This is a genomic window from Sinomonas sp. ASV322, assembly GCF_030908245.1.
In the GTDB taxonomy this organism is placed as follows: domain Bacteria; phylum Actinomycetota; class Actinomycetes; order Actinomycetales; family Micrococcaceae; genus Sinomonas.
This window is the reverse complement of the sequence record NZ_JAVFJJ010000008.1, coordinates 125,072-151,549: the sequence shown is the minus strand read 5'-3', so window position 1 is coordinate 151,549 and position 26,478 is coordinate 125,072. Positions and strand designations below refer to the sequence as shown.

Sequence of the window (26,478 nt, the reverse complement as noted above, 5' to 3'; positions counted from 1 at the left end):
CCTCACGGTTCGTCTCAGCTGGTGTGGAGGCCGGAGATCACTGCGGGATCAGCACGCTGGCCGGGTGGCTCCCCACAGCCTTCGGGCTGAACGATGCGCCGCCGAGGCTGCACAGCTGGGCCGAGGTGAGCCCGGCCGGAGCAGCGCCGAGCGAGGTCAGCGTCGAGCCGTCCACCGTCACCTGGCTCGGGTAGAGCGAGGAATCGGCGTTCTTGCAGACCAGGACGATGATCGTGAACTGGCGCGGGTTCGTGAACGTGAGCGTCACGGTCGCGCCGGGGGCCACTGTCACGAACTGGTCAGCCGCGGTCGTGAATCCGGGCGGGGTCGTTGTTTCACGCACGAGGTACGAACCCGGCAGCACGTCCGTGAACGAGCAGTTGCCGCTCGCGTTGGTCATGCACGTCAGGCTGTCCGCGGTGCCGGCCGGCAGCGGATTCCCCTGAGGATCGAGAAGCGTGAACACGGCACCGGCGAGCGGGACCGCCGGATTGGCGTCATCCTGCTTGTGGATGGTGATCGTGCCGCGCTGCGTGTTCGTGAAGGTACACGTCACGTCGGAGCCCGGGGTCAGGCTGAAGGTGGCGGTACGGTTCGCGACGCTTCCTGTGCCGCCGGTCCCACAGGCCACATTCGTGAGGTCCCAGCCCGTCTTGGCAGTCTCAGTCCACACGTACGAGCCCGGGAGCAGGTTCGTCCGGTCGAAGGTCTGGCCGTTCATCAGCGATGCGGAATCGTTGTTGGGGCCCGTGAAGCCGAAGCTCGCGTTCGTCGTGTCGGGGTTCGGGTTCGTGACCTTCTTGACGTGGAGCGCCGCGCGGGCGGTGTTCACGTAGAGGCATGTCACGGTGTCGCCGGGGGTCAGGTTCACCGTTGCGGTGGCTCCCGATGTCGACGTCGACGATGTCCCGTTCGCGGACGAGCACGAGAGGCCGGTCAGGTCGAACCCGGTCTTCGCGCCCTCGGTGAAGGTGTACGTGCCAGCACGGAGCGCCTTGGGATCGGTGCTGTTCACGGGCATGATCGTGGTGCCCACGGGCGTTCCGGCCGTGGCCGTTGTGAGGCTGAACGAGCCGGGGATCACGGTCGCGGTTGACGTGTCGGTGTAGTTGAATGTCCCGACCCCACCGATGGTCTTCTTCTGGATGATGATCGAGCCGCACTTCTGGAAGCCGAGGTGAATCGGCAGGATGAAGTCCTTGATCTCAGAGGTGAACGAATCCGAGGAACGGCTCTTGAGGTAGGCGTTGTTCAGCGTGAAGCACGAGTTCGCCGGAATGATGTTGGCAAGCTCGAGGTTCACTGCGGCCTCGCCGAAGGTGAACGGGTCGAGGGCGCCGGGGGCGGTCGTGAGCACCGTACCGGGGAACGGGTCGTTGGCCTGGCCGACGGCGGTGTTCACCGACGCCTGGAAGGTGTCGAGGATCTGGCCGCCCGAGTTGGTGATCGTCGTTCCGGGTCCCCAGCACGGCGGGGCCGTGGCTGCCTGGCATGAGCCTGTTGCGGCGTTCCACCGGTACGAGATGATCGTCGGGCTCGTGCCGCCGTTGGCAAGGTGGAAGTCCATGAGGACGTCGCCGTCAGTGCGGACGGGGATGCCGTTGGCGTCGACCGTCGCGCTCTGGTTGAGCTCGAAGTCCATGTTCGTGGTGCCGGACGGGTTGTTCTGCCGCTCCCACGCGAGGTACGCGTAGTCCTGGCCGTTGCTCTCAGTCTCGACTTTGGCGAAGAAGCGCGTGAGGTCGCTCTTGTTGGGCGGAATGGCGCCCGTGACGACGGTTGGGGATTGGTCGTCTTCCTTGGTCCCGTTGCCGAAGGAGTTGTCGTTCTTCCCCGAGGGGAGGTCGTCGCGACAGAAGTGGGTGAACGTCACGTCCGTACAGTTGACGCCGAAACTGGGCGTTGTCCAGTCGATTTCGCCGGCGACGTTCGTGGTGAGAGAGCCGTTGCCGGCATCGAAGGGGCTCCCCTTGAGGGTGTCGGCTTGAGCTGGCGCGGCGATCGAGAGGACGAGCGCGCCGACGCCGAGGAGCGCACCCCAGCGGGTGCGACGAATGAGTTTCATGGGACTGCTTTCGCGGGCATGCGAATAGCTAACCCCGGCGGTCGTGCCGCCGTGGCCGGGCCCCCAGCTGCCGAGATCGGGTCGCCGCGGGTGGCGTCGCCCTACGTCCCGCGGGTGCAACGGGCGAAGCCCCCAGCATGGTTCGGGCCGGCGCCCCTCGCCGGTCCGCTGGTCACGATTCTACGACGGATCTGTGATGCAGCTCACAATTCACAGCATGCGAATCGACCGGCGACCGGGCGTCAGTCTTTCGCGAGGTCGCCCGCGTCCATGATCCGGTACGCGTAGCCCTGCTCGGCGAGGAACCGCTGGCGCTTCGCCGCGAAGTCCTGGTCGAGGGTGTCGCGGGCCACGAGGGCGTAGAACCGCGCCGAGCGACCATCGGCCTTCGGCCGCAGGAGCCTGCCGAGCCGCTGGGCCTCCTCCTGCCGCGAGCCGAACGAACCCGAAACCTGCACGGCGACCGAGGCTTCCGGGAGGTCGATCGAGAAGTTTGCGACCTTCGAGACCACGAGCCGGTGAAGCTCGCCCGCGCGGAACGCGTCGAAGAGCCGCTGGCGTTCCTTGACGCTCGTCGAGCCCTTGATGACCGGCGCCCCGATGCGTTCGCCGATCTCGTCGAGCTGGTCGATGTACTGGCCGATCACGAGGAGCTGCTCTCCCGCGTGCCGCCGCACGAGCTGCTCGACGACGGCCGTCTTCGTCTCGCTCGATGCGCACAGGCGGTACTTGTCGGCGTCGTCCGCCATCGCGTAGGCCATGCGCTCGTCGCGGGGGAGGTCCACGCGGACTTCGACGCAGTCGGCGGGCGCGATGTAGCCCTGCGCCTCGATGTCCTTCCATGGCGCGTCGTAGCGCTTGGGTCCGATGAGCGAGAAGACCTCGCCCTCGCGACCGTCCTCGCGCACGAGCGTCGCCGTGAGCCCCAGACGACGGCGGGCCTGGAGGTCCGCGGTCATGCGGAAGATCGGCGCGGGGAGCAGATGCACCTCGTCGTAGACGATGAGGCCCCAGTCGTTCTTGTCCACGAGCTCGAGGTGCGGGTAGAGGCCGCCTCGCTTGACGGTGAGCACCTGATACGTCGCGATCGTGACGGGCCGGACCTCCTTGACGGAGCCGGAATACTCGCCGATCTCGTCCTCCGTGAGGCTCGTGCGCCGGAGCAGCTCGTCCTTCCACTGCCGCGCGGCCACCGTGTTCGTCACGAGGATGAGCGTCGTCGTCGACGACTGCGCCATGGCTGCGGCGCCCACGATCGTCTTCCCCGCGCCGCACGGGAGGACGACGACGCCGCTCCCACCGGCCCAGAAGTTCTCCGCCGCGAGGCGCTGGTAGGGGCGCAGCGCCCAGCCCTCCTCCTCGAGCGCGATGGGGTGCGGCGTGCCGTCCACGTAGCCGGCGCGGTCGTCGGCGGGCCAGCCGATCTTGAGCAGGGCCTGCTTGAGCTGCCCGCGCTCCGAGGAATGGACGACGACGGTCTCGCCGTCGATGCGCGGGCCGAGCAGGGGAGCGATCTTCTTGGCCCGCATGACCTCCTCGAGCACGGGGTAATCGTCCGTGCGCATCACGAGTCCGTGTTGGGGGTCTTTTTCCAGTCTTAGCCGCCCGTACCGGGACATCGTCTCCTCGATGTCGACGAGGAGCGAGTGGGGGACCGGGAACCGCGAATAGGTCAGGAGGGTGTCGAGGACCTTCTCGGCGTCGATTCCTGCCGCGCGCGCGTTCCACAGCCCGAGCGGAGTGATGCGGTAGGTGTGGATGTGTTCCGGGGCGCGCTCAAGCTCGGCGAACGCCGCGATCGCGTGCCGCGCCTCGGTCGCCTGCCCGTGGTCGACTTCGAGCAGGATCGTCTTGTCGCTCTGGACAATGAGCGGGCCATCCGACACTGGTTACTCCTAGCTCGCGGCACGCCACGCTGACGGGCCGCCTCGCGGGCCCGACGCGTTTGTCGGGCCGGCTCGACGCCGATCCTGCCTGGCTGATCAGGCGAGTTCGACGTCGATAATACGGTGCACGCTCAGGACGCGCTCGGTTTCCCGCTCTGGGTCGAACACGCGCACGCGCCCCGCCGAGATCGACACCGGGCGGAGCTCCTCGACGGTCGAGTTGCCGAGCGCGTCGACGATGTTCAAGCGTACCGCCCGCTTGAGACGGATGGCCTTCTGGAGCGTCTCGATGCCGAGCATGGGGGCCACCTCGTCCCCGTTGCTGCTCACCGCGGATTGGTTCCGCAGGATGTTGAGCTGCGCTTCGACGTCGTCCGGGTTCGGGACGGCGGGGCGCGGCGCAGGCGTGGGCAGGCCGGGTGCCGCGGCGCCCCGCACGCGCCGGAGCCGGACGACCGGCTCGAGGGAGGAATCGACGGCGGGCGCGTGCCCGAGTTCGCGGAGCACGGTCGCGACTTCCTGCGGGGTCGCGTTGCTCACGACGACGGACGGCGCGATCTGCGTGAAGCCGAGCTGCTGCGCGGCAGGCTCGCGGAGCAGCCCCGCGATGGTGGCCTCGTCGTCGCCCGCAACGAAGGAGCCGGCGCGGCCCACGCGGATCCTCCCGTAGCGGGACGCCGTGTCGTCGACGAGGTACGCGAGGGGCTGCGGGACGCCCGTCTCCGCGTGCTGCACGAGGAACTCGGAGATCGATGCGGCGTCCTCGCCCGCGTCGAGGGCGCGACGGAGGCTCGCCGCCGAGAAGCGGTAGATTGTCGCGGGGCCGCGCCCCTCGGCATCGGCCAGAAGCGCGAGCCGCCGCGCGAGGGCCGGCTCAAGGTAGCCCGGCGCCACGGCCGTGAGGTCGGCCTGGAGCAGGATGCGATCCACGCTCGGCGGGAGGATCTCTTCGAGAAGGGTCCGGACGCTGTCGAAGTCGCCGCGCAGCACCGCCGCCCCGACATGGGTCACGGCATCCGAGCCTGTGAAGCCGATCATCGCCGCCTCGGCGAGGACGCCCTCAAGGAGCCCGCGCAGGCGCCGGGCGAGACGGGGCTGCGCCCATTCGAACCGAGCCCGGATGTCGCCCGGCGAGACGACGCAGGCCCGGCCCTCGGGCGCGTCCGCCTCTGCGGAGAGCTCCGCCGCGACTTCGAGGATCCGGCGCCGCACGGCCGCGGCGTCGGGGCGCTGGCCTTCGCCCGCAAGCGGGGCGAGCTGCGCGCCGCCCTCCGAGGACATCGCGAGGGTGGGGACGCGGGCCGTGTCGAGCCACGACGTCGCGAGGAGGAGCCATTGGTCGGGACGGGAGAGGGCGAGCCATTCCTCGGCCGCGGTCGCTCGCCAGGTCGACGTGTCGACGTCGAGCGTGATGATGCCTGCGGCGGCCGCGAGCTCAAGGGCGAGCACGGTCTGATCGGCCTCGGCGCGCAGGCCCGACGTGAGCCGCCGCAGCTCGCGTATGCCGACGCCGCCCGCGCGCAGCGTCTCGATGGGGCGCTCGGCCGCGTCGACCGCGAGGCCGCTCACGAGGCGCAGGAGTTCGCCGATCGCGCCGAGCGCGGCGTTCCGCCGGAGCGCGACACTCGTCGTCGCCGTGGGCGGTGCCGGGGGCTCGAGCGAGAGCTCGGGCACGATTCGGCCGCCGCGCAGCGCGAGGCCTACGGGCCGGGGGAGCTCGACGTGCTCGTCGTCGATCGGCACGAGGAGGCCGTGCGAGAGCAGCCAGTCGACGGGGTTCTCCGTGCGCCGGCCGGGGCGCACGCGCGCTTCGGCGTGCGGCACCGCGCCGACGGGCCAGTTCGTGAATTTCTCGAGGACCTCGCGCGTGCGGCTCGGGGCGCCGTCGAGCGCCTCGGGCAGCCCTGCCCACCGTTCGAGCGCGTACGCAGCGGCGATGTGGTGCTCGACCTGCTGTTGCTGCGGTGTCGCGGCGGGGATCGCATTGACGATGCCCGCCGCACGCTCGGCGAAGAAGGCCGAGACCGCGGTCAGCTCGGTGTAGCAGCGGCCGAGGCCCGCGGGGTAGCTCCCGAGCACCTCGCGGACGCGGGCCACGGGCTGGTAGTAGCGGCGGCGGCTCCCCGAGGCCGAGTGGATCGAGTCCGGCGGGTCCGCGCGGTAGGTCAGGGCGAGCTGGGAGAGCTCGGCGAGGATCGAGTCGAGGGTCCCGAGCGTCGCGCTGCCCACGGCGTGCCGCAGCTCGACGGCGCTTCCGCTGCGGCCCTCGTCCTCGTCGGTCGTGAGGACGAGCGCTTCGAGGACTTCGAGCTGGGGCTTCGAGAGGGTTTCGAGCGCGCGCTGGAGGCTCAGCCTCGCGCACGCTCGCGCGGCAAGCGCCGCGAAGTCGGGGACACCCGGCGCGATGAGATCCGACCGGGCTGCAAAAAGCCGGCGGAGGGAATCGTTTCCCCGGGCGGCGAGTTCTTCGGCGAGTGCGCGGATGGACGACATGCCCTTAGCGTCTCCTCCTCTCGACATACGCCGCGACGAGGGCGGCTCCCATGAGTGCGAACGCGAGCGGCAGCCCGTAGAGGACGACGGCGGCCATCCAGCCAGGCGGCGTCTGCCCCACCGCCGCGAGCCCTATGGCGAGCGCGACCATGGCGATCGAGAAGACCGCGACGGCGGCGCCGCCCCATGAGGCAGCGCGGCGGAATGTTGGCGCCATGACACCAAACCTAACAGTGACCGGCGCGTTCGTGGTGGGTTGTTCTCCGGCGGGCGGCGTCGGGACATGTGGGAGTTGTCCGGTGGACCGTTTGAGACTAGGGTTCGGCAGGCCAGGATGGCGAGGAAGCGATGCCCCGGATGCGTGGCGGCACGGCAAGTTCCCGAGCAAAGTCGGTCACGTCGAATTTTTCAGATTGGGCAATCCGAATCTGTCGGCTGCGCTCCGACTGGAATATCGGCCCTAATCCAGCATTCCTCGAAATCAGGACTTAATGTCGTGACCGCAGTGAAATTGACGCATTGCAATCTTGCCTCGCTGGTCCGCAATGCTGCGCAACAGCTTGAGACTATGCGCGCCGCCTCCCTCATGTCAATACCTTCCATCCGGTTTGTTCTGTCGGGGAGGGGGCTCGGCGACTTCGGTCGTGGCGTGCTGGTGGGCTGCGCGGGAGTCGGCCCGGCAGGAAGGGCATGAGGGCGGGCTTGCCATGGCGGGGGTGGGCGCATGTTCGCGTGGCGGATGTGGGCCCGGCCGCATAAGGCGTGGCAGTTGGGGAAGGCCTCGTCATAGGTGGACGCTGCGACGGGGCTCGTGTCTTTTTCGAAATAGAACAAATTCAAGAATTAATCTTGTCATATCGATTCTCTGGATCTAGATTGACCTTGTCATCGGCACCGAGTTCGGGGCAAGGGGTTTCGGTGCCGTCGTTTCGCACCTTTGGGGGGCTTCCTTGGGTTTCTCTCGCGGCGATTTTCTGCGCCCTTTTTCGGCTTTCCTCCTGCCAGTTTCCCTGGCGCTCGCGGCGGTGGCGGGGCCGGCTACTCCGGTGCATGCGGGCACCCAACCTGCGGCCCCGCCGCCCGGGTCCTCGGGGCCGGCCCCGGTGACGCCTGAGTCCGCGGCGGCAGGAGGACGCAGGCTCGGACCGGGCCGTGTCTGGTTGGGGTGCCGTTTTGCGGGTCGGCTAGGATGTGCCCTTTTGGAACATCATTCGCTACAGGGGATTACGCAATGAGCTATCCGCAGCATCCGCAGGACCGGGCCTATGCGGCACCGACGCAGGGCGAGCCGCCGCTGTGGGCGCCGTTCTATGGGGCGAGCCCGGTACAGGCGATCGTGCGGTTCTTCGCCAAGTACGCAGTGTTCCACGGCCGGGCGAGCCGGGCCGAGTACTGGTGGGTGGCGCTGGCCTACGCCGTCGTCGGTTTTGTTCTCGAAGTGCTCCCATTCGTCCTCGACGGCGCGTCGCGCGGCTCCGCGGGCACGGGCTTCGCGATCGTGGGCTATGCCCTCCTGGCCCTGTTCCTCGGCACGATCGTGCCGAGCCTCTCGGTCACGGCTCGTCGTCTCCACGACGCGAACCTCAGCGGATGGCTCATGCTCCCCCTCCTCATCCCGTACCTTGGGTGCATCACCGTGCTCGTCTTCATGCTCCTGTCCCCGAACCCTGCCGGGCAGCGCTTCGACCGCCCGACCGCTCCCCGTCAGGGCGAACCGGGCATGTAGCGGAGGGCGCCACGTCAGGCTGGGGCTCCACGCCCTCGGGTTCTCGCCCTGTGATATCTGTTGGATACCATCTGACCATGGCGACCAGGACCACTGTCATCTGGGCAGTCCGTCCGCGCATCGATGAACTCAAGATCAAGAACAGGTCCTTGGCCGAGATCCGGTTTTCGAGTCGGACCAGAAGCCCACGCAGTATGCCTGCAATCTACGTAAGCAGCGCTCTCCACGGAACGATTCTCTCGGACCGCGAGCACTCATTTGGCGGCGGCCCAAGCGGCGTCCTCCGGCTACGTCCTGCCCGTCGACGCAGTCCACCAAGCGCTCATCGGCCCCCACGGATCTGGCCGGTTCCGCATTTACGGACGAACTTCAGCCAAGCAGATACCCAATATGAATGTACGGCCGCGGGCCGGCGGCAGAGTGACAGACCCCGCGTCGTGGCCTCTTTGTGGGGAGCGGGGTGGACGGACCTGGCGGAGAGCGCGCTGCCCTCGGCGGTCCGACGGGAACTGCCGTACGGGCCCGCCATCTCCCGCGGAGCCCCCTTCACACCGCGCCACGGCGACGGCGGAACACAGTAACCTAGAGGTGACGGCGCCAATACCGGCGCCCGTTTTTCTCTGCGGCGACGAACCGTTCGCTGTTACCAGACAGATTGGGGTCAGGGCAGTGCCCACAGGCAAGGTCAAGTTCTTCGACAAGGCGAAAGGCTTTGGGTTCATCGCCGGCGATGACGGCCATGAGGTCTTCCTGCCAGGCAGCGCCGTGCCTGCTGACGCCGGGGAGATCAGGACCGGAACGCGGCTCGAGTACGGTGTCGCGGAGGGCAAGCGTGGCCCGCAGGCACTTGGCGTCCACGTCCTCGAGAAGATTCCGTCGGTGTCCAAGGCCAAGCGCATGCCTGCCCGCGAACTCGCGCCGATCGTCCAGGACCTCGTGAGCGTCCTCGACGACCTCTCGGGCCAGCTCTCGAGGGGCACGTATCCCGAGAAGGCCTCGACGATTGCCGCGGCCCTGCGCCGCGTCGCGGACCAGCTCGACGCCTAGCATGAACGTCACCGTGACCTCCCACGACGGAGCCCCCCGCATGCTCCGGCCCGGCGTCCCCGTGTGGCGCGCCGGAAAGCCGGACGCGCTCCTCGCGGGCGCCGTCGACGTCGCGCGCGCCGCGCTGCTCGAAGCGGTTGACGCCGCGCAGATCGGCGCCCACGTTGCGGCGAAGAGCGAGGGCGAGCGCCTCGTGACGCACCTCTTCGAAAGCCTCCGGCCCGGTTACCGGGGGTGGCACTGGTTCGTCACCGTGGCCCGGGTCTCCCGCTCGAAGGTCGTGACGGTGAGCGAACTCGGCCTCCTGCCGAGCGAGGACTCGGTCCTCGCGCCCGAGTGGGTGCCGTGGTCAGAGCGCGTCCGCCCCGAGGACAGCGGCGAGCCGGGAGAGGAGGCCGCGGCAGAGCTCGAAGCCGCGGAGTTCGAAGAAGAGGCCGACGACGACGAAGCCGCCGGCGTGGTCGACGTCGACGAGGAAGATCTCGACGAAGATGAACTCGACGAGGACGAGCTCGACAACGATGAGCTCGCCGCGGCCGAGGAGGAGGCCGTGGAGGCCGCCGACGCCGAGGCCGCCGGAATCACCGACATCGACGACGAGATCGACTGACCCTTTCAGACCAACGTCCAGGGGTCACATAACGTGAGTCCGTAAACGTTCAAGGGTCAGGTCCTGTGGGTGTTGCACCCACGGGACCTGACCCTTGAACGGTGGCGTCAGCCGCGAAGCGCCCCGACGATGTAGTTGATGCTCTGCGTGAGCTTCGTGACGTCGTCGGGCTCGATCGCGACGAACGTCGCGATGCGGAGCTGGTTGCGGCCGAGCTTGCGGTACGGCTCGGTGTCGACGATCCCGTTGGCGCGGAGGATCTTGGCGACCTGGGCCGCGTCGATGGACTCGTCGAAGTCGATCGTCGCGATGACGTTCGAGCGCTCGGCCGGGTCCGCGACGAACGGCGTTGCGAAGTCCGAGGCCTCGGCCCACGAATAGATGCGGCTCGCGGAGTCGGCCGTGCGCTTCGCGGCCCACGCGAGGCCGCCCTGGGCGTTGAGCCACTCGACCTGGGCGTTGAGGCTCACAAGCGTCGTGAGGCTCGGCGTGTTGTAGGTCTGGTTGAGCTTTGAGTTGTCGACCGCGGTCTTGAGGTCGAGGAAGTCGGGGATCCAGCGGCCGGACGCCTTGATCTCCTCAACGCGCTCAAGCGCCGCGGGGGAGAACAGCGCAAGCCACAGGCCGCCGTCGGACGCGAAGTTCTTCTGCGGCGCGAAGTAGTAGACGTCGCTCTGGGCGACATCGACGTCGAGGCCGCCCGCGGCGCTCGTCGCGTCGATGAGCACGAGGGAGCCCTCGTCGGCGCCTTCGACGCGGCGGACGGGCGCGGCCACGCCGGTCGACGTCTCGTTCTGCGGCCAGGCGTAGACGTCGACGCCCGTCTCGGCGACCGGATCCGGGCGCGTCCCGGGGTCGGACGTGCGGATGCTCGACGGCTCGAGGAACGGCGCCTTGTCCGTCGCCTTGGCGAACTTCGAGCCGAACTCGCCGAACGAGAGGTGCTGGGCCTTCGAGCGCACGAGGCCGAATGCCGCGGCGTCCCAGAACGCGGTCGAACCGCCGACGCCGAGAATCACCTCGTAGCCGTCGGGTGCACCGAAGAACGACGTGAGGCCGTCGCGCACCGAGCCGACGAGGTTCTTGACGGGCGCCTGGCGGTGTGACGTCCCCAGGAGCGTCGAGCCGGCGGCCGCGATCGCGTCCACCTGTTCCTTGCGGACCTTCGACGGGCCCGCGCCGAAGCGGCCGTCGGCGGGGCGAAGGTCGGCGGGGATGTCAAGCTGGGTCGTTTCGCTCACTCAAGGCTCCTTGCGACGTCGAGGGCGGCGCGGTCCGCCCCAAAACAGTCTGCCGTACCGGCTCGGCGCCGTGCGAATTCGTGGAGAACGACGACAGGCAGACCCTAATCTGAGCAGTTCAAAATAAGCTAAACTGGCTGTGCGCACCGCGTCCCGTGATTTGCTGGCCGTGGAGCCCGCTGATTCGCGTCCGAGGAGCCGTTGACCGCATGACTGATCTCATCGACACCACCGAGATGTACCTCCGCACGATCCTCGAACTCGAGGAGGAGGGGATCGTGCCCCTGCGTGCGCGCATCGCGGAACGGCTCCGCCATTCGGGCCCGACCGTGTCCCAGACCGTCGCACGCATGGAGCGCGACGGCCTCGTCGTCGTCACGGGCGATCGGCACCTCGAGCTCACGGCCGCTGGCCGCAAGCGCGCGACTGAGGTCATGCGCAAGCACCGCCTCGCCGAGCGACTGCTCTCGGACGTCATCGGCCTCGACTGGGCGTACGTCCACGATGAGGCCTGCCGCTGGGAGCACGTCATGAGCGAGCGAGTCGAGCGCCGCCTCTACGAGCTGCTCGGCAAGCCCAGCGAATCGCCCTACGGCAACCCGATTCCCGGCCTCGAGGCGCTCGGCGGCGAGCCCGCCGAAGGATTCGGCGAGGGCGTCGTGACGCTCGTCGAAGCGATGCGCGAGTACGCGCCGGGTTCGCGCGTCGTCGTCTGCCGGCTCGCCGAGCCTATCCAGGTGGATCCCGAGCTTCTGGTGCAGCTCGATGAGGGCGGCATCCGACCGGGGGCGAAGATCGCCCTCGAGCGGGTCGGCGACTACATCTCCGTGCGCACGCCCAAGGTCGACGGCGCGCTTGAGCTCCCGGTCGAGGTCGCGGCGCACGTGTTCGTCTCGATCGGCTGACGACACATTCCGACCCTTCTCACACGATCGAACATCGGCTTCGCACATTTATTCCGTTCCTTGGATGAATGTGGATAGGCCACTTGCGAGACCTGTCTCACTAAAGATCACGGTAGGGTCACGAAACGGCGTCCTCCGACGTATCCTTGACAAAGCGCCGCACCTTGGCGCGGCCTCTTCCGTGCGCTGAGTCATCACTCTGCCCACGAGCCGGACAGCTAACTTCGCAGGCGGAGGAGGGAGCCTGCGAGCTTGACCGAGGCGGAACCGCTTGGGGCACCCCCGCAGACGGCCGCATGGATTTCTCTCGCCCGGGCATCGGCCGAGTCCTCGATCCCGACGTGCGACTCCAGGGCCCGTATCGTCGTCGATCACGGCAATGGGTGAGGTCGTCGACCCGGCAGGGTGGCGCTGAGCGCAAGGTCGGCATCCGCTGTAGCCCGTTCGTGATGATTTTGGCGGCGGCTGTGATCCGAATGTGACTTTTCGTTCTACGTCGGCTACGCTCGTTCTTGTTCCAACTCCAACCAAGTTGGAACATCCGGTTGGATTGCCTAGCTCTGCCACCGACCGGAATCCGTTCGCACAACCGTCTGGCAGGGGCGGGGGAACCAATTTCGGTCCTCCTCACGGAGGGCCTTGGGGTAAAGCAGCCCGGTGTTCGCACCGGGAGGCCGGATACTTCCAGTCCGAACCCGACAGCTCACCTCGCAGGCATTGGGAGAGGCTACCTCTGTGTCGTCACGCAACGTCATTGCGCGTCACCGGTCCGTGCTGGTCCGCAGCAGCTTGATTGCTGCTGTGCAGGCCGCGTCGGGTAACGCAGGCATCGTCGGCCGTCAGGCTGGCGAGCATGCCTCGGTCCTCTCCGGCGCCGTCCGCGCCCACCGCGCGGGCTCGTCACAGAAGGCGAAGTCGACCCACAACGAAAGCTCCGCCTTCTACACGCTCCGCTGACCCTGACCGAGAGGCTCGCGCGGCTTTCCCCCCAGTAGCCGCGCCCTCAACCGCGTACCGAGACCCCCATGGTGCGCGGCGACGAAAGAGAGAAACACCCGAGATGTCCACTCGCGCTGGAATCGCTCGGCACCGCGCCGAGAACACCTCCTCCATCGCCGTCATTGCCAAGGCTGTGACTGAGAACGCCAGTGGCATGGGCCGTCAGGCTGCGGTCCTTGCTGCCGCGTCCGGCCTTGTGCTCACGAGCGGCGTTGCCGCGAACGCTGCGGAAATCCCCACGCAGCGTGACGCTTCCGCCCCCACCGCCCTCGAGGTCCAGACGGCCGTCGAGACCAACGTTGCCGCCGACGCCGGTGCTCAGGTGAGCTTCGAGCGCCCCGCCGTCCAGTCGGAGGCCGCCCCCGCCCCGGTCCAGACCGTCAGCAACACGGTCCGCACCGCTTCGAGCAACACCGCCCTCGCCGCGTCCGCCCCTGCCGCCGCGAAGCCGGTGGCATCGAGCGGCATGGGTGCTGCGATCGCCGCTGCAGCGTACGCGCAGCTCGGCGTGCACCAGGACTGCACCGCCCTTGTGACGAACGCGCTCGCGGCCGTCGGCATCTACTACCACGGCTGGCCGGCCGGCTACCTGTCGCTCGGCCGTCAGGTGAGCGCAGCTGAGGCTCAGCCGGGCGACCTCGCCTACTACCAGAACGGTGGCATGGGCATGGCCCACATCGCCGTCTACGTGGGCAACGGCATGGCCGTCCACGGCGGTTGGAACGGCAGCAACACCGTTCTCTACAGCGTGAACGTCGGCTCGGGCCCCGTCTTCATCCGCGTCGGCGGCTGATCCAGCCCCGCCACGGCTTACCTGCAGCGCCCCTCCCGTTTCGGGAGGGGCGCTGCGCTTGTTTGTGCGCGACATGGCCACGGGTTGGGCGGGAGGTGGCCACGCGCCCACCCTCAGTGACGCGTGGCCAGATCTCGCCCGGTCCGGACGCGTTTCCTGAGGTGTCTCGCGGGTGAACAATCGCCTACACGTTGCGCCGGAGGGAGGCTCCGTTCGTGGAACCGCAATTCGGTTCAGTACTCTAAGAGTGTCGATCAGCCCGGCCACGCACAGGGCAGCCGGCCCTGTGCCCCTGACCGGGTGCGGCCGTGAAGAGGAACGCGCATGCGCACACTCGTCTTGAATGCCGGATACGAACCACTGGCGGTTGTCAGCTTCCGCCGGGCGCTCGTCCTTGTCCTCGCCGGGAAGGCGAGCATCGTGGTGGAAGACGACGATCCGGTCGTCGGTCCTCGTGATGTGCTCGGACGCCCGTCCGTCATCCTGCTCAACAGATACATCAGACCCCGTCGCACTCACACCGCGAGCGTCAGCAGACGCGGCGTGCTGCGCAGGGACGGGCATCAGTGCGCGTACTGCGGCAAGACGGCGCATACGATCGACCACGTCCTCCCGAAGTCCCGCGGCGGCGCGGACACGTGGGAGAACCTTGTGGCGTGCTGCCTCCGCTGCAACAACGTCAAGGGCGATCACACGCCGGCCGAGATGGGCTGGAAGCTCCGTTTCACGCCTCAGCCGCCCTTGGGGACGGTGTGGCAGATCAAGGAGCTCGAGAAGCCGGTGGCGCAGTGGAGTCCGTTCCTCGCGCCGGAGTCCGCAGCCTGAACGGAGACACGCCCGGGCGCGGGGTGCCGCGCCTCGCGTTCGACGCCGTCATCCTCGCGGGCGGGCGTTCGAGCCGACTCGGCGGCGTTCCCAAGTCATCGCTGGTGTTCGAGGGGTCCACCCTCCTTGCGCGCACGCTCGCGGCCGTCGAAGCGGCGGGGCGAGTCGTCGTCGTCGGACCTCGCGACGGCCAGCCGGCCGACCCCGCCGACGCCGCCCGAGCGGCAGGAGGCATTCGCTTCGTGCTCGAGGAACCGCGGTTCGGGGGCCCCGTCGCCGCACTCGGCGCGGGGATCGCCGCGCTTGGCGAAGGGCCGCCGACGGCGGATACGCGCCCGTGGGTCGCGGTGCTGGCCGTCGACGTGCCGCGCGCCGCGGAGGCTCTCGAGCTCCTGCGGGTCGCGGCAGCGGCGGAGCCCGGCGCCGACGCGATCGTGGCGGAGGACAACGACGGCAGGCTCCAGCCGCTGCTCGGCGTCTACCGCCGGGCTCCGCTCGAGCGTGCCCTCGTGGAACTTGCGTCACAGGGCGGGCTCGCCGACCGCCCCGTGAAGCACCTCATTGCTAGGCTGGCTGTGCAGCCCCTGCGGCTTCCCTCGGGCCTCGTTGACGATGTCGACACGTGGCCCGCAGCAGAACGCTGGGGCATTCGACGCCCGGAAGGTCCGGGAACGCCGAGCACAGCGGAGGAGCCCGAGATGTCCGAGTCAGCGCCCGAATCGGGGAACGCCGCGCAGCCGAACACCGTGCAGCCGGCCACCGCGCAGCCCGGACAGTCCGACGTCGATGCCGTCCTGCGCGCGTGGAGCGCCGAGCTTGCCGACGCCCTCGAACTCGGGGAGCTCGAGGTGGACATCGACGCCGTCCTCGGCCTCGCGGGCGTCGCCGCCCACGCCATTGTCCGACCTGCCGCGCCGCTCACGACGTTCCTCGCCGCCTACGCCGCCGGCTACGCGGCGGGAAGCGGGCAGGCGACCGAGCGGGCCGCGATGGAGTCGGCGATCGACGTCGCGCGCCGCCTCGCGAAGTCCCGCGCCCAGCAGGCTGGGACCGGGGAATGACGGGCGGCGCCCCGAGCGCGCCGCACCCCCTGCACCACTCGTGGTCGGAGGCCCGCGCGGCTGCGGCGGCGGCCGGCTCGCGGATTCCGCCGGTTCGCGTGCCCCTTGCGCGGTGCGCCGGGCGCGTGCTCGCCGAGGACGTCCTCGCGATCTCGCCCATGCCGCACTACTCGTCGTCGGCGATGGACGGCTGGGCTGTGAGCGGAACGGGGCCGTGGATCCTCGTTGAGGCGGGTGAGCCCCTTTCGGCCCATCAGGCGAGCCCCATCGTGACCGGCGGCGCGCTGCCGGGAGGCACACGGGCGGTCCTTCGCCGCGAACACGGCGAGATCGGACCGGACGACGACGGCCTTCCGCACTTGCGCTTGAGCCCCGCGGCTCCGCCAGGGGCTCCGTCCGGCGGCGCGGACATCCGTCCCGGCGGCGAGGAGGCCCAGCCCGGGGACCTCCTCCTTCCCGCGGGAACGGAACTCGGGCCCGCGCAGCTGGCCCTCGCCGCGATCGCGGGCCTCGACGACCTCCCCGTCGAGGGGCGCCCGCTCGTGCGGCTCGTCCGCACGGGCTCCGAGGTGGTTGAGTCCGGAGTGCCCGAGCCGGGCCGCGTGCGCGACGTGTTCAGCTTCCTCATCCCGCCGCTCATCGAGGGCTTCGGCGGCGTGGTCGTGGACGAGCGGAAGATCGGCGACGACGCCGAGGAATGGCGTGCCGCGCTGGCCGACGACGGCGGCACCGCAACAGGCGAACCAGACGAGCCTGGCGCGGGGCCCGGCGGCGCGCCGGCCGACGTCGTCATCACGACGGGCGGCACGGGCAAGGGGGAGTCGGACCACCTGCGCGAGATCGTCGCGGAGCTCGGCGGACGGCTCGTCGTCGACGGCGTGTCGATGCGGCCGGGTCATCCGACCGTCCTCGCAGAGCTGCCGGATGGGCGTTTCTTCGTCGGCCTCCCGGGGAACCCGCTCGCCGCCGTCATGGGGTTCCTCGCCGTCGCCGAGCCGCTGCTCGCGGCGATGTCCGGACGCGCGCCGCTCGCCGCCGTCGAACTCCCGTCAGGCGCCGCCTTCGAGCCCGAGCTCAAGCGGACGCGCCTCGTTCCGTTCCGCCGGATGTACGGCATGGCGTCCCCGGCCGGGGCGAGCGGATCGGGCATGCTGCGCGGGCTCGCGCGGGCCGACGGCGTCATGGTGATACCGCCCCACGGCGTCGAACTGGGCGAGCCCGTCGAGGCGTTTGCGCTGCCGTGGGGCCGGCCGCTCGTCGAGCCCGCCGCCGCGAAGACGGGAGCGAAGCCCAAGCGCCGCGCGGTGGGATCCAAGGAGCCCGTGGACTGGAGCGGCCTCGACGCCTGACGCCGTGGAGGCGGGCGATTCCGGGGTCGGCTCGAAATGACGGGCCGCGAGGGGCAGGATGGACCCATGAGCTGTGAGTCATACGGAACGGGCCTGGCATGAAGGACATCGACGAGGACGCCCTGCGAGTCGGCCATCCCGAGACGTCCGCGGCGGGCCTGACCGCCGTCGCCGTCGCGCTCCAGCGCGGGCTCGAGCAGGCAGGGCCCGTGCGCACGGCCCGCTCGCTCGCACGGATCAACCAGCGCGGTGGCTTCGACTGCCCCGGCTGCGCGTGGCCCGAGTCCAACGGCCACCGCAAGGCGGCGGAATTCTGCGAGAACGGGGCCAAGGCCGTTGCGGAGGAGGCGACGGTCCACACCGTGACGCCCGAATGGTGGGACGCCCACCCCATCGAATCCCTCGAGGACAAGACGGACTACTGGCTCAGCAAACAGGGCCGCATCGCAGAGCCCGTCGTGCTCCGTCCGGGCGACGACCGCTACCGCCGCATCTCGTGGGGCGACGCGTTCGAGCTCGTCGCCGAGCACGTCAACGCGTCATCGCCCGAGCGCTGCGTCTTCTACACGTCCGGCCGCACCGCGAACGAGACAGCCTTCGTGTACCAGCTCTTCGCGCGGAGCCTCGGGACCAACAACCTCCCGGACTGCTCGAACATGTGTCACGAGTCGTCCGGCTCGGCGCTGAGCCCGACGATCGGCATCGGCAAGGGCACGGTCTCGCTCGAGGACATCCACGACGCTCAGCTCGTGTTCGTCGTCGGGCAGAACCCCGGGACCAACCACCCGCGCATGCTCTCGGCGCTCAAGGAGTGCCGCGACCGCGGCGGCAAGGTCGTCGCCGTCAATCCGCTGCCCGAAGCGGGCCTCCTGCACTTCAAGGACCCCCAGACCGTGTCTGGCTACGTCGGCCAGGGCGCGACGATCTCGGACGAGTTCCTCCAGATCAAGGTCGGCGGCGACCTCGCCCTGTTCCAGGCCCTCGGCCATCTGCTGCTCGAGGAGGAGCGCCGGGCGCCGGGCACCGTCGTCGACCGCGCCTTCGTCGACACGCAGACGGAAGGGTTCGAGGCCTACGCCGAGGCCCGCGCGTCGATCGACTGGGACGAGACCGAGCGGGCCACGGGGATCGCGCGCGCTGAGATCGAGCGGACGGCGGAGCTGCTCGCGGCCTCGAAGGCGACGATCGTGTGCTGGGCCCTCGGGCTCACCCAGCAGCCGCATTCCGTGGACACGATCCGGGAGATCGTCAACGTCCTGCTCGTCCAGGGGAACTTCGGCAAGCCCGGTGCGGGCGCGTGCCCCGTGCGCGGGCATTCGAACGTGCAGGGCGACCGCACGATGGGCATCTGGGAGAAGCCCAAGGAGGAGTTCCTCGCGGCGCTCGACGCCGAGTTCGGCATCGCCTCGCCGCGAGAGCACGGACTCGACTCGACGGAGACGCTCCACGCGTTCGAGGGCGACGCCGTCGACGTCTTCGTCTCGCTCGGCGGCAACTTCGCACAGGCGAACTCGGACACCGAGGCGCTCGAGGCGGGCATGCGGCGAACGGGCCTCACGGTGCACATCTCGACGAAGCCGAACCGCTCGCACGTCGTGCACGGCCGGACGTCCCTCATCCTCCCGACGCTCGGCCGTACCGACCGCGACGACAAGCACCCATCGGGGCGGCAGTTCCTCTCGGTCGAGGACTCGATGTCCATGGTCCACTCGACGCAGGGTCGCCTCGAGCCGGTTTCGGAGCACCTCCTCGCGGAACCCGTCATCGTGGCGCGCATGGCCGCGGCGGTCCTCGGCGAGGACCACGCTGTGGACTGGAGGGCGATGGCCGAGGACTACGACGTGATCCGCGACCACATCTCCCGCGTCATCCCGGGCTTCGAGGACTTCAATCGCCGCGTGCGGCAGAGGAACGGGTTCCAGCTGCCGAACCCGCCGCGCGACACTCGCACGTTCGCGACGGACGCCGGACGCGCGCAGTTCACCGTGAGCCCGCTCGAGTACCTCGAGGCGCCCGAAGGTCACCTTGTCCTCCAGACAGTGCGGAGCCACGACCAATACAACACGACGTTCTACGGCCAGGACGACCGCTACCGCGGGATCTCCGACGGCCGGCGCGTGATCCTCGTGCACCCCGCCGACCTCGAGGCCCTCGGCTTCGCGGACCGCGAGCTCGTCGACGTCGTGAGCGTCTTCCGCGGCGAGGAGCGGCGGGCGAACCGCTTCCGCCTCGTCGGCTATCCGACCGCGCGAGGCTGCGCCGCGGCGTATTTCCCCGAGGCGAACGCGCTCGTGCACCGCGACCTCGTGGCGCGCGAGTCCAACACACCTGGCTTCAAGGCCCTCACCGTGCGCTTCGTGCCGCACGCGGACTGAACTGACGGAGGAGGCAGGCATGGGACGACTGAGCCAGCGCCGCAAGGTGCACAAGTACGTCCTCGACAGCGAGCACCCTGTGCGCCATAAGGAGGACGTGCTCGCGGTCGAGGAACCGCTGGAGATTCGGCTCGCCGGTCGTGGGGCGAGCAGCCTCTCCTACAGCGTCACGATGCGCACGCCGGGCGACGACTTCGATCTCGTCGCGGGCTTCCTCGTCTCCGAGGGCGTCGTGTGGGAGCCAGGCCAGCTCGTGTCCGAGCGGTTCTGCGGGGGAGAGGACGCCGATGGGGTGCAGACGTTCAACGTCGTGCAGGCACAGCTGCGCCCCGACGTCGCCCTCCCCGAGACGGGCCGCAACGTCTACACCTCGAGCTCATGCGGGATCTGTGGGACCGATTCGATCGAGTCCGTTCGGCGTGCGGGTCACCACAGCCCGGCCGACGACGGCGTGCGCCTTCTCCCCGAGCTCGTCGCCGGCCTGCCCGCTCGCCTGCGGGAGGCGCAGGCGCTCTTCGAGAAGACGGGCGGCGTCCACGCGGCGGGGCTCTTCAGAGTGGGCGACGGCGGGACCTCGGCCGAGCTCCTCTGCCTGCGGGAGGACGTCGGGCGGCACAATGCGGTAGACAAGGTGGTCGGCTGGGCCCTGCGCTCAGGGCTGCTGCCGCTTGCGGGGACCGTGCTGCAGGTGTCGGGGCGCGCGTCGTTCGAACTCGTGCAGAAGGCCGCAATGGCGGGGATCCCCGTACTCGCGGCCGTGAGCGCGCCCTCGAGCCTCGCCGTCGAACTCGCCGAGGAGTCCGGGGTGACCCTCGTGGGGTTCAGCCGTGGCACGGGGTTCAACGTCTACGCGGGTCAGGAACGCTTCCTCTCCTGACCCCCTGACCTTTTTGACCCAACGCGTGGCGGTGAGTGTTCGAATCGTCAGCTGTGCGACGACGTTTGGGACGCAAGCCGGCTGCGCACTGCCTCTGCATCGGCGGGGGCATCGGCCGCCGCATCGTGCTTCGCGATCGCGGCCGACGGCCCAACGCCCGTCGAAGAGCTGCTCGCGCGCATCCGGCCCCTGGCGGATGACCAGCATTTCGCGGTGCGCGAGTGGGCCTGGCTCGCGGTCCGGCCGCGGCTGGCTACTGAGCTCGGCCGGGGCGTCGGGCTGCTCCGCGCGTGGACGGCCGATCCGTCCGAACGGATCCGGCGCTCCGCGAGCGAAACCCTGCGTCCGCGCGGCGTGTGAGCCGCGCACCTGACGGAGCTCAAGCAGCACCCCGAGAAGGGACTGCCCCTCCTCGAGCCCCTGCGCTCCGACACGTCCCGCTACGCCCAGGACTCCGTCGCGAACTGGATCAACGACGTCGCCCCGACGCGCCCCGACTGGGTTCTGGCCCTCTGCGACCGCTGGATCGCCGAAAGCCCTACGGCACAGACGCAGCGCATCGTGACGCGGGCGCGGCGAAACCTGGACCAAGGCGCACCCACCGAACAATCGAGCCTCAGTGCCGGCCGTCTCCGTGCCGGACCCGAGGTGTAGGCTGGGCCGCCCTGGCTGATCCCCCGATCAGTGGTGCGAATGATGACGGCCCATCAAGGCCCACCCCCGGTCTTGATGGGCCCTCGCGCGAACAAGGGGCAAATCGGACCCTGGTCACAACTGTGCGTATCGCACGGCGACCGTGATTCGTCTCGGCAGGACGGCCAGGACGGATGCGGCCAAGCTCCGCGCGTGGGCCTCGATCATCTCCGGGTCCCGGGTCGACATCGAGAGCTCGAGCTCCGGGATCGTCACCTCCCACCAGTCGCCCTCGTGCACTACGACGGCGTGCACTGCGTCCGGCCGCGACCGCCGACCGGTCGGCTTTCCATGGATGTCCACGAGCCCCGCTCTCGCAGGGGCCGATGCTGTCGCCGCGCGCCAACGCGCCCGGTCTGGCCCCAGTGGAATGTCACGATACCTCCCCGTCCCGGAACAACCGTGCGAACTCCTGGCCGATCTCTGCTGCTCCGGACGTACCCATGGAGGAGGGCATCCGAAGCTCCGTGAGGGTGCAGCGGCCGCCCGCGCATCTCGGCGGGCGGTGTTGTGACGGTTGGCGGTTCGGGTGACATACATGGGTATGGACAGCAGCACGGGGGCGCCGATGACAGGCCAGCGAACGGGCCCGGACGCCGACGTGCGGTCTTCGGCAGGGCGGCACAGCAAAGTGATGCCGACCTGCTGGGGGCGATCGGGTACCGCCATCAGGCCGCGTTAGCCGAAGCCTACGACCGGCACATACGCCCGGTTGTCTGGCTCGCGAATGCCGGTGCCGGCCCTTCTGGTCGACAACGCGATCCACGAGCGGCCCGAGCCGCGCGAAGATCGCACCGACCGTCCCGGCGATGATGACCGCGGAGACACCAAGGAAGCCCAGACGTCGGCCGGCCTGAAGCGGTCGACGACCCCGACGCGCTTCTTCCTGTGCGAGATGATCGCCGCACCGGGTGACGGTGAACCCCGCGCTAACGAGCCGTCGAAGCTGAATCCGATGTACTCCGACACGCCACCCGGCACCGAACGTTAGGGTAACTTCACAAAGCTACCGAGACTCTCCCAGGTTTTATTCTCATTGTTGAGCACGGTTGTGACAGCGCCCGTACCCTTTGCCTCCCTGAGGCCGTATTGAAAGCCGGATATCGAATACTCGCTTAGTGTGCCGTCTTTGGCAGACTGCGGGATAAGGAAAACAACATATTCCTTACCGACTTCAATGTCGATGTCGTCAATGAACTTTTCATGGACGTATTTCTTGGCCGTCGGCTTCTGGCCTCCGTTCCGGTTCAGCATCTTATCCCTTTGGCTCTGATTGAGACTGCTCCAGTAATCATCAAAGGTTACGATTCCACCGAGCCGTGAATAGTTCAGCTGATCACCAGAGTTTATCGACCCCTTGTAGACTTCACGGATCGTCATCCTTCCGACCGTCTGGGGGAAGACGTATTGGTTGGAGATCGGACTGTAAGTCCGCCCACCATCGATTGAGTCGATGTGTGCGCGCGCCACGATGGGATACTTTTTGTATCCGTAATACGGGTCCTTCGCATCCCAAAGGAAGTCAACGTCGCCACCCGCGTTTTCAATCTCGCCGTTTGGAATGCCGGCGTACGCATCGTGGGAACTGCTTCCAGCGGCCTGCCCGACCCACTGGCTTGACTCATGATCTGCCGACCGCGTCGTATCGGATGCACAAGAAGATAACCCGACAAGAAGCAACAAGGCCGTGACCATGGCCCCCACATTCAGCCTGTTCATACTGTAAACCTCCCCGAAAGATGAATTGTCAAGGAACCACATTCAAGGCTGGGTCCGTTCCGCATGGACTTTCGCCCGCAATCCCTACCCCACTTAGTACAGGTAAAGTATGGAATCGTTATCAACCTGCTGGACCCTTTGCACGACCCTGCCATATGAGGTCTGGCACATGATGCTGTAAGGGTTGCTATTGTAGTGAGCCAACCCCAGGGCGTGGCCAACTTCATGGATTGTCGTCCCCAAGGCCATGTCATTGCTGATACTCGGCGAGCTGTAGACGTCATTATTTATGTGCACCTCCGCGTAATACCAGTCCGACAGTGTCGGGTCGAGAGGTGCGCCAGTGCTGGAGAAGAATGTCGTCCAGGCTATGATCGTCATTCCTCCGCCGAAATATGCATCGTTATTCGAATGAAAATCGAGATTTGAGCCAACATTGCTGCTGACATAATTCACATAGATCGGATTGGACCAGCCCGGGTACATCCAATTGTTCGTCGCATTCGTGATGTACCATTGCCAGTTCCCGGCACCCGAGGAGTAGTTTATCCATGCAACGACATTTCCCACCCCGTTCTGGTATCTGTGCCCGAACACTGGGGTCATGGCATGTGCGCTCGTCGCGGGGACCAGCGCTAGCACTGCGGCGGTCAGAAATGCGAAAAGGAGTCGTCTCAATTTTTGGGTCACGATTTCCCCCTGGCTGATTCGAGTTGGTCTGTTCGGATTTTCTGGGAATTTGTGGCTTCTCGTCTGTGTGCTCGACCAATTTCATGTACGGGAGTGCAGAACGAGACCACCTTGAAGACGGTTTGCGCCGAAAACTCATCGGCTTGGCCGCCTGGCCTCTAGGGGCAGCGGATTTTGTCGCAAGGCCCGGGGTGGCTACCGCCAGTCAGCCCGGCCGTGCCCTGCGAGGCGGAGTGGAACAAGGCGGCAAAAGGGCGCACGAAATCGCCCCGCGGGACAACCGCATGACAGACTCCAAAAGGTGCGAAGCCGGCGAAACACCATCCCCTGGCGCCCCAATCGCGGCTAGTGATGCCTGCACCTTAACCCCGCAGCACTATCTGCACAAGAGGTCTCTCGAATATCCGCGAAAAGCCTGTGACAATGTAGACATCCGCTTGGCCGCATTTGTCGCTTCCGCGACAAGGATGCGGGCAAGTTGGTGGAATGTGTAGCAATGCTGGCCCTCCGAGACCCCGAATCATGGTGTATGAAATACCGTTTTCAGGGTTGCGTCGCTCTGAATGGAAGCAGGCGCGCCGCACCGTCGGGGAACCGAAAGACCGGCCACGCACCGGACGGGGCGACCAGCGCAGCGAAGCCTAAACATCGGACCCGCGTCCCGTCGGACCTAGCGGCACAGGAGCACCACGTCACCCCTACCGGGGCCGCGGCCGCGCACTGTTTCTCGTGGGTCTTTGCGAACGGCGAGCACCCCGGGCTGGAATGTGCGGACCCCTGGGGTTCCCCGCACTCGCGATCGGAGATCCAGCGCTTGCACCCATAGACGCCTGGCGCTCCTTTGCCTCCCCACAGAGGGTCCTGGCATCGAAGGCCGCCTTTAGCGCGTAGCGCCGACGATACGCCACGCCTCCAGCAAACCAGCCCCGATGGAAAGCTGCGGCTAGGCGGCTAGGGCAGCTTGACTAGGCTACTGAGACTCTCCCAGATTTTGGTCTCATTGTTGAGCACGGTCGTCTCCGCGCCGGATCCTTTCGCTTCTCTGAGACCATACTGATACCCGGATATCGAATATTCGTGGAGTGTTCCGTCTTTGGAGGTCTGCGGGAGGAGGAATACGATGTAGTCTTTGCCGACTTCAATGTCGATGTCGTCAGTGAATCTTTCTTGGACATACTTCTTGTCAGTCGGCTTCTGTCCGCTGTTCAGGCCGAGGATCTTGTCTCTCTGCGCCTGATTGAGGCTGTTCCAGTACTCGTCGTAGGTCACGGTTCCGCCGGCGCGCGAGTAGTCAAGCAAGTCACCGGGCTTTAGGGCTCCTTTGTACACTTCGCGGATCGTCATCTTCCCGATGGTCTGCGGGAATACGTATTGCCCCGAGATTGGACTGAAGGTCCGTCCGCCGTCGATCGAGTCGATGTGCGCGCGGACCACGATGGGGTACTTGTTGTATCCGTAATACGGGTCGCCCGCGTTCCAGAGGACGTCGGCGTCGGCTTCCATGTGCTGAATTTGGTCACTCGGGATGCTGGCGTATGCATCATAAGCATTGGCAGACGTGGCGCCCCTGCTCGCAGCCCCGGTGCTGATGGCACCAGGGACAGCTTCGTGCGGTGTGAGGACGAGAACGATCGCCACGACTGTGCCGCCGCCCATGACCATCGCGGCGGCGACAGCCCAAGCAGTAATCCGACGGCCGCGGCGAGGCGCGGGGCGGGCGGCGACGGACTCGAGCAGGCGGGCGCGGTTGCGGGCAATCTCCGGCCCGGTGGGGACCGGCGGGTCGGGAACAGGACTCATGGCGGGCCGTCCTTTCAGTCCCCGCCGAACCGGCGGCGGAGGCCGGCCCTGAGGCGGGAGAGTCGATTGCGGATTGTGGAGGTGCTCACACCGAGCCGGCCGGCGGCATCCTCGTAGGACATCTCTTCGTGGATGCAAAGCCTGTAGATCTGCGCGTCCAGATCCCCCAGATGCGCCACGTGCTCTTCGATCGCAGCCAGAAGGTGCCTGCGCAGGGCCGCTGCCTCGACATCGGCCCCGGCCGGCATGGTGTCCTCGATCTCCTCGTGGACGTGACGGGCCTCTTTGCGCAGCAGTGAGCGCGAGTGCTGCCGGCACACTCCGATCAGCCAAGGAAGGAGCGAGTTGCCTACGAGATGGATCCGCTCTGCCTTGTTCCACAGGGTCAGGAATGTGGACTGGATTGCATCGTCGACGAGGTGCGCTGGCAGGATCGAGTGCGCGAACCAGCCCACGGGCCGGATGTGGCGGTCGTACGCCTCGGCGAGTGCTGACTCGTGCCGGAGGACGATCCGCTCCAGCAAGGCGGCGTCGTCCGTCGCCCCCAGTCGACCTGGCGCGTCAGCGTGTGCGCCCGTTCGCTGGCGTGTCCTCGACGCTCCGGCTCTGGTGTCCACACTCTTTAATGTCGCCGATCGGGCCCTCCGTCTCAATGAGACCCCGCCTATCGTCGCGAGATCCGGACTTCCGGCTGTGCCTGTGAGATCCGGCAGTGTTTATCACTGACTTTCAGGAGCACCTCGACGCGGCAAAGTTCGCGGTCTCGATCCCGCCCTTGACCTCGCCCGTTGCCTTGTCGAGTCGCTCGAGCACCATCGGTCCGTGAAGAACAGTTCAGAAGCCGCTACAGGCTTCCATTGGATCCGCAAGGCCTACGAACCGGTAAAGGGACATACGGCAACATCCTTCGTGACCCGCCATCAGGACGTCCAGGCCACCCACACACAAGGCACCAACGGTAGCTGGGCCGTCACGCGCTTCGCGGACCCGAACGATCTTGCACACGACATGCACGTCGACATCGTCACCTACGAACCTGGCGCCTCCATCCCCTTCGCGGGGACCCGGCAATGGAACACGGAATGTTCGTCCTCGAAGGCAATGGGATCTACCTGCTCTACATCGACGCCAACCGCCAGATCCGACTTACCTGAGCGACCTCGGCCCCGGGGATGGCCTGGGCGACGGCGACGGGCAGGGCGCCCGTGGTTGCGGGTTGGTTCATGACCATCAGCACCTCTGGGAAGGCAAGGTCTGGCAATCGCTTCCCGTCTCTCATACGGAGGAGTAACTTGGTGGAACATTAATCAACCGATTTGATCGA

The 26,478-nt window shown here is 67.6% G+C and carries 23 protein-coding genes and 1 riboswitch; of the genes, 13 read left to right on the top strand and 10 right to left on the bottom strand.

Going from position 1 to position 26,478, the window contains the following annotated elements:
• Positions 1 to 37: 37 nt before the first annotated feature.
• From RBS12_RS12785 to RBS12_RS12770, 4 genes are all read right to left on the bottom strand, one after another.
• Positions 38 to 2,065 carry a prealbumin-like fold domain-containing protein gene (locus RBS12_RS12785; protein WP_307966492.1) on the bottom strand — a complete coding sequence of 676 codons (2,028 nt, stop codon included), beginning with the start codon at positions 2,063 to 2,065 and terminating at the stop codon, positions 38 to 40.
• 242 nt (positions 2,066 to 2,307) lie between these two features.
• Positions 2,308 to 3,951, bottom strand: a complete 1,644-nt coding sequence (locus tag RBS12_RS12780; protein WP_307966491.1) for a DNA repair helicase XPB — start codon at positions 3,949 to 3,951, stop codon at positions 2,308 to 2,310.
• Between the two features lie 96 nt (positions 3,952 to 4,047).
• Entirely contained in the window at positions 4,048 to 6,444 is a 2,397-nt protein-coding gene (locus RBS12_RS12775; protein WP_307966490.1) for a helicase-associated domain-containing protein, read from the bottom strand.
• A 4-nt stretch (positions 6,445 to 6,448) separates the two neighbouring features.
• Positions 6,449 to 6,661, bottom strand: coding sequence for a hypothetical protein (locus RBS12_RS12770; protein WP_307966489.1), 213 nt, complete (start codon positions 6,659 to 6,661; stop codon positions 6,449 to 6,451).
• A 1,014-nt stretch (positions 6,662 to 7,675) separates the two neighbouring features.
• Here RBS12_RS12770 and RBS12_RS12765 point away from each other — a divergent pair.
• From RBS12_RS12765 to RBS12_RS12755, 3 genes are all read left to right on the top strand, one after another.
• On the top strand, positions 7,676 to 8,170 hold the full coding sequence (locus RBS12_RS12765) for a DUF805 domain-containing protein (RefSeq protein ID WP_307966488.1): 495 nt from the start codon (positions 7,676 to 7,678) through the stop codon (positions 8,168 to 8,170).
• 669 nt (positions 8,171 to 8,839) lie between these two features.
• Entirely contained in the window at positions 8,840 to 9,217 is a 378-nt protein-coding gene (locus RBS12_RS12760) for a cold shock domain-containing protein (protein ID WP_307966487.1), read from the top strand.
• 1 nt (position 9,218) lies between these two features.
• Positions 9,219 to 9,827, top strand: coding sequence for a DUF3027 domain-containing protein (locus RBS12_RS12755; protein ID WP_307966486.1), 609 nt, complete (start codon positions 9,219 to 9,221; stop codon positions 9,825 to 9,827).
• 107 nt (positions 9,828 to 9,934) lie between these two features.
• On the opposite strand, the gene serC is transcribed toward RBS12_RS12755, so the two are convergent.
• Positions 9,935 to 11,068 (bottom strand): phosphoserine transaminase, encoded by a 1,134-nt coding sequence (serC, locus tag RBS12_RS12750; RefSeq protein WP_307966485.1) that lies wholly within the window; start codon positions 11,066 to 11,068, stop codon positions 9,935 to 9,937.
• A 209-nt stretch (positions 11,069 to 11,277) separates the two neighbouring features.
• Between serC and RBS12_RS12745 the strand changes: the two genes are divergently transcribed.
• The 9 genes from RBS12_RS12745 to RBS12_RS12705 all read left to right on the top strand — a co-directional run bounded on the left by RBS12_RS12745 (position 11,278) and on the right by RBS12_RS12705 (position 20,612).
• Positions 11,278 to 11,973, top strand: coding sequence for a metal-dependent transcriptional regulator (locus RBS12_RS12745; RefSeq protein WP_307966484.1), 696 nt, complete (start codon positions 11,278 to 11,280; stop codon positions 11,971 to 11,973).
• Positions 11,974 to 12,531: 558 nt separating this feature from the next.
• Positions 12,532 to 12,704, top strand: a riboswitch (cyclic di-AMP (ydaO/yuaA leader).
• A gap of 4 nt (positions 12,705 to 12,708) precedes the next feature.
• Positions 12,709 to 12,930 (top strand): hypothetical protein, encoded by a 222-nt coding sequence (locus tag RBS12_RS12740; RefSeq protein WP_307966482.1) that lies wholly within the window; start codon positions 12,709 to 12,711, stop codon positions 12,928 to 12,930.
• A 103-nt stretch (positions 12,931 to 13,033) separates the two neighbouring features.
• The gene (locus tag RBS12_RS12735) at positions 13,034 to 13,765 is read left to right on the top strand and encodes an NlpC/P60 family protein (protein WP_307966481.1); all 732 of its coding nucleotides are present in this window, start codon (positions 13,034 to 13,036) and stop codon (positions 13,763 to 13,765) included.
• Between the two features lie 324 nt (positions 13,766 to 14,089).
• Positions 14,090 to 14,590: an HNH endonuclease gene (locus RBS12_RS12730; RefSeq protein ID WP_307966480.1), complete on the top strand. Its 501-nt coding sequence runs from the start codon at positions 14,090 to 14,092 to the stop codon at positions 14,588 to 14,590.
• The gene (locus RBS12_RS12725) at positions 14,554 to 15,651 is read left to right on the top strand and encodes an NTP transferase domain-containing protein (RefSeq protein WP_307966479.1); all 1,098 of its coding nucleotides are present in this window, start codon (positions 14,554 to 14,556) and stop codon (positions 15,649 to 15,651) included. Before RBS12_RS12730 ends, RBS12_RS12725 begins: the two co-directional genes overlap by 37 nt.
• On the top strand, positions 15,648 to 17,000 hold the full coding sequence (locus RBS12_RS12720) for a molybdopterin molybdotransferase MoeA (protein ID WP_307966478.1): 1,353 nt from the start codon (positions 15,648 to 15,650) through the stop codon (positions 16,998 to 17,000). The genes RBS12_RS12725 and RBS12_RS12720 overlap by 4 nt, the downstream gene beginning before the upstream one ends.
• A gap of 98 nt (positions 17,001 to 17,098) precedes the next feature.
• Positions 17,099 to 19,375: an FdhF/YdeP family oxidoreductase gene (locus RBS12_RS12715; protein WP_307966477.1), complete on the top strand. Its 2,277-nt coding sequence runs from the start codon at positions 17,099 to 17,101 to the stop codon at positions 19,373 to 19,375.
• Between the two features lie 19 nt (positions 19,376 to 19,394).
• On the top strand, positions 19,395 to 20,252 hold the full coding sequence (gene fdhD / locus RBS12_RS12710) for a formate dehydrogenase accessory sulfurtransferase FdhD (protein ID WP_307966476.1): 858 nt from the start codon (positions 19,395 to 19,397) through the stop codon (positions 20,250 to 20,252).
• A gap of 213 nt (positions 20,253 to 20,465) precedes the next feature.
• Positions 20,466 to 20,612, top strand: a complete 147-nt coding sequence (locus tag RBS12_RS12705; RefSeq protein WP_307966475.1) for a hypothetical protein — start codon at positions 20,466 to 20,468, stop codon at positions 20,610 to 20,612.
• 408 nt (positions 20,613 to 21,020) lie between these two features.
• On the opposite strand, the gene RBS12_RS12700 is transcribed toward RBS12_RS12705, so the two are convergent.
• Positions 21,021 to 21,248 (bottom strand): hypothetical protein, encoded by a 228-nt coding sequence (locus RBS12_RS12700; RefSeq protein WP_307966474.1) that lies wholly within the window; start codon positions 21,246 to 21,248, stop codon positions 21,021 to 21,023.
• 424 nt (positions 21,249 to 21,672) lie between these two features.
• Between RBS12_RS12700 and RBS12_RS12695 the strand changes: the two genes are divergently transcribed.
• Positions 21,673 to 21,936, top strand: coding sequence for a hypothetical protein (locus RBS12_RS12695; RefSeq protein ID WP_307966473.1), 264 nt, complete (start codon positions 21,673 to 21,675; stop codon positions 21,934 to 21,936).
• Here the strand turns inward: RBS12_RS12695 and RBS12_RS12690 are convergent.
• The 4 genes from RBS12_RS12690 to RBS12_RS12675 form a co-directional block, all read right to left on the bottom strand.
• A complete protein-coding gene (locus tag RBS12_RS12690; protein ID WP_307966472.1) occupies positions 21,933 to 22,664 on the bottom strand; it encodes a hypothetical protein in 732 nt (243 codons plus the stop codon). The genes RBS12_RS12695 and RBS12_RS12690 overlap by 4 nt on opposite strands.
• A gap of 93 nt (positions 22,665 to 22,757) precedes the next feature.
• A complete protein-coding gene (locus RBS12_RS12685; RefSeq protein WP_307966471.1) occupies positions 22,758 to 23,354 on the bottom strand; it encodes a matrixin family metalloprotease in 597 nt (198 codons plus the stop codon).
• Positions 23,355 to 24,305: 951 nt separating this feature from the next.
• Positions 24,306 to 25,154: a hypothetical protein gene (locus RBS12_RS12680; protein ID WP_307966470.1), complete on the bottom strand. Its 849-nt coding sequence runs from the start codon at positions 25,152 to 25,154 to the stop codon at positions 24,306 to 24,308.
• A gap of 14 nt (positions 25,155 to 25,168) precedes the next feature.
• On the bottom strand, positions 25,169 to 25,678 hold the full coding sequence (locus RBS12_RS12675; RefSeq protein ID WP_307966469.1) for a sigma-70 family RNA polymerase sigma factor: 510 nt from the start codon (positions 25,676 to 25,678) through the stop codon (positions 25,169 to 25,171).
• Positions 25,679 to 26,478: the final 800 nt, after the last annotated feature.

What these genes read in the sequence shown, in the direction of transcription:
- RBS12_RS12785 (WP_307966492.1), bottom strand. Translation starts at nt 2,065, where the DNA reads ATGAAACTCATTCGTCGCACCCGCTGGGGTGCGCTCCTCGGCGTCGGC.
- RBS12_RS12775 (WP_307966490.1), bottom strand. Translation starts at nt 6,444, where the DNA reads ATGTCGTCCATCCGCGCACTCGCCGAAGAACTCGCCGCCCGGGGAAAC.
- RBS12_RS12770 (WP_307966489.1), bottom strand. Translation starts at nt 6,661, where the DNA reads ATGGCGCCAACATTCCGCCGCGCTGCCTCATGGGGCGGCGCCGCCGTC.
- RBS12_RS12765 (WP_307966488.1), top strand. Translation starts at nt 7,676, where the DNA reads ATGAGCTATCCGCAGCATCCGCAGGACCGGGCCTATGCGGCACCGACG.
- RBS12_RS12755 (WP_307966486.1), top strand. Translation starts at nt 9,219, where the DNA reads ATGAACGTCACCGTGACCTCCCACGACGGAGCCCCCCGCATGCTCCGG.
- RBS12_RS12745 (WP_307966484.1), top strand. Translation starts at nt 11,278, where the DNA reads ATGACTGATCTCATCGACACCACCGAGATGTACCTCCGCACGATCCTC.
- RBS12_RS12735 (WP_307966481.1), top strand. Translation starts at nt 13,034, where the DNA reads ATGTCCACTCGCGCTGGAATCGCTCGGCACCGCGCCGAGAACACCTCC.
- RBS12_RS12730 (WP_307966480.1), top strand. Translation starts at nt 14,090, where the DNA reads ATGCGCACACTCGTCTTGAATGCCGGATACGAACCACTGGCGGTTGTC.
- RBS12_RS12720 (WP_307966478.1), top strand. Translation starts at nt 15,648, where the DNA reads ATGACGGGCGGCGCCCCGAGCGCGCCGCACCCCCTGCACCACTCGTGG.
- RBS12_RS12715 (WP_307966477.1), top strand. Translation starts at nt 17,099, where the DNA reads ATGAAGGACATCGACGAGGACGCCCTGCGAGTCGGCCATCCCGAGACG.
- fdhD (WP_307966476.1), top strand. Translation starts at nt 19,395, where the DNA reads ATGGGACGACTGAGCCAGCGCCGCAAGGTGCACAAGTACGTCCTCGAC.
- RBS12_RS12695 (WP_307966473.1), top strand. Translation starts at nt 21,673, where the DNA reads ATGCCGGTGCCGGCCCTTCTGGTCGACAACGCGATCCACGAGCGGCCC.
- RBS12_RS12690 (WP_307966472.1), bottom strand. Translation starts at nt 22,664, where the DNA reads ATGAACAGGCTGAATGTGGGGGCCATGGTCACGGCCTTGTTGCTTCTT.
- RBS12_RS12680 (WP_307966470.1), bottom strand. Translation starts at nt 25,154, where the DNA reads ATGAGTCCTGTTCCCGACCCGCCGGTCCCCACCGGGCCGGAGATTGCC.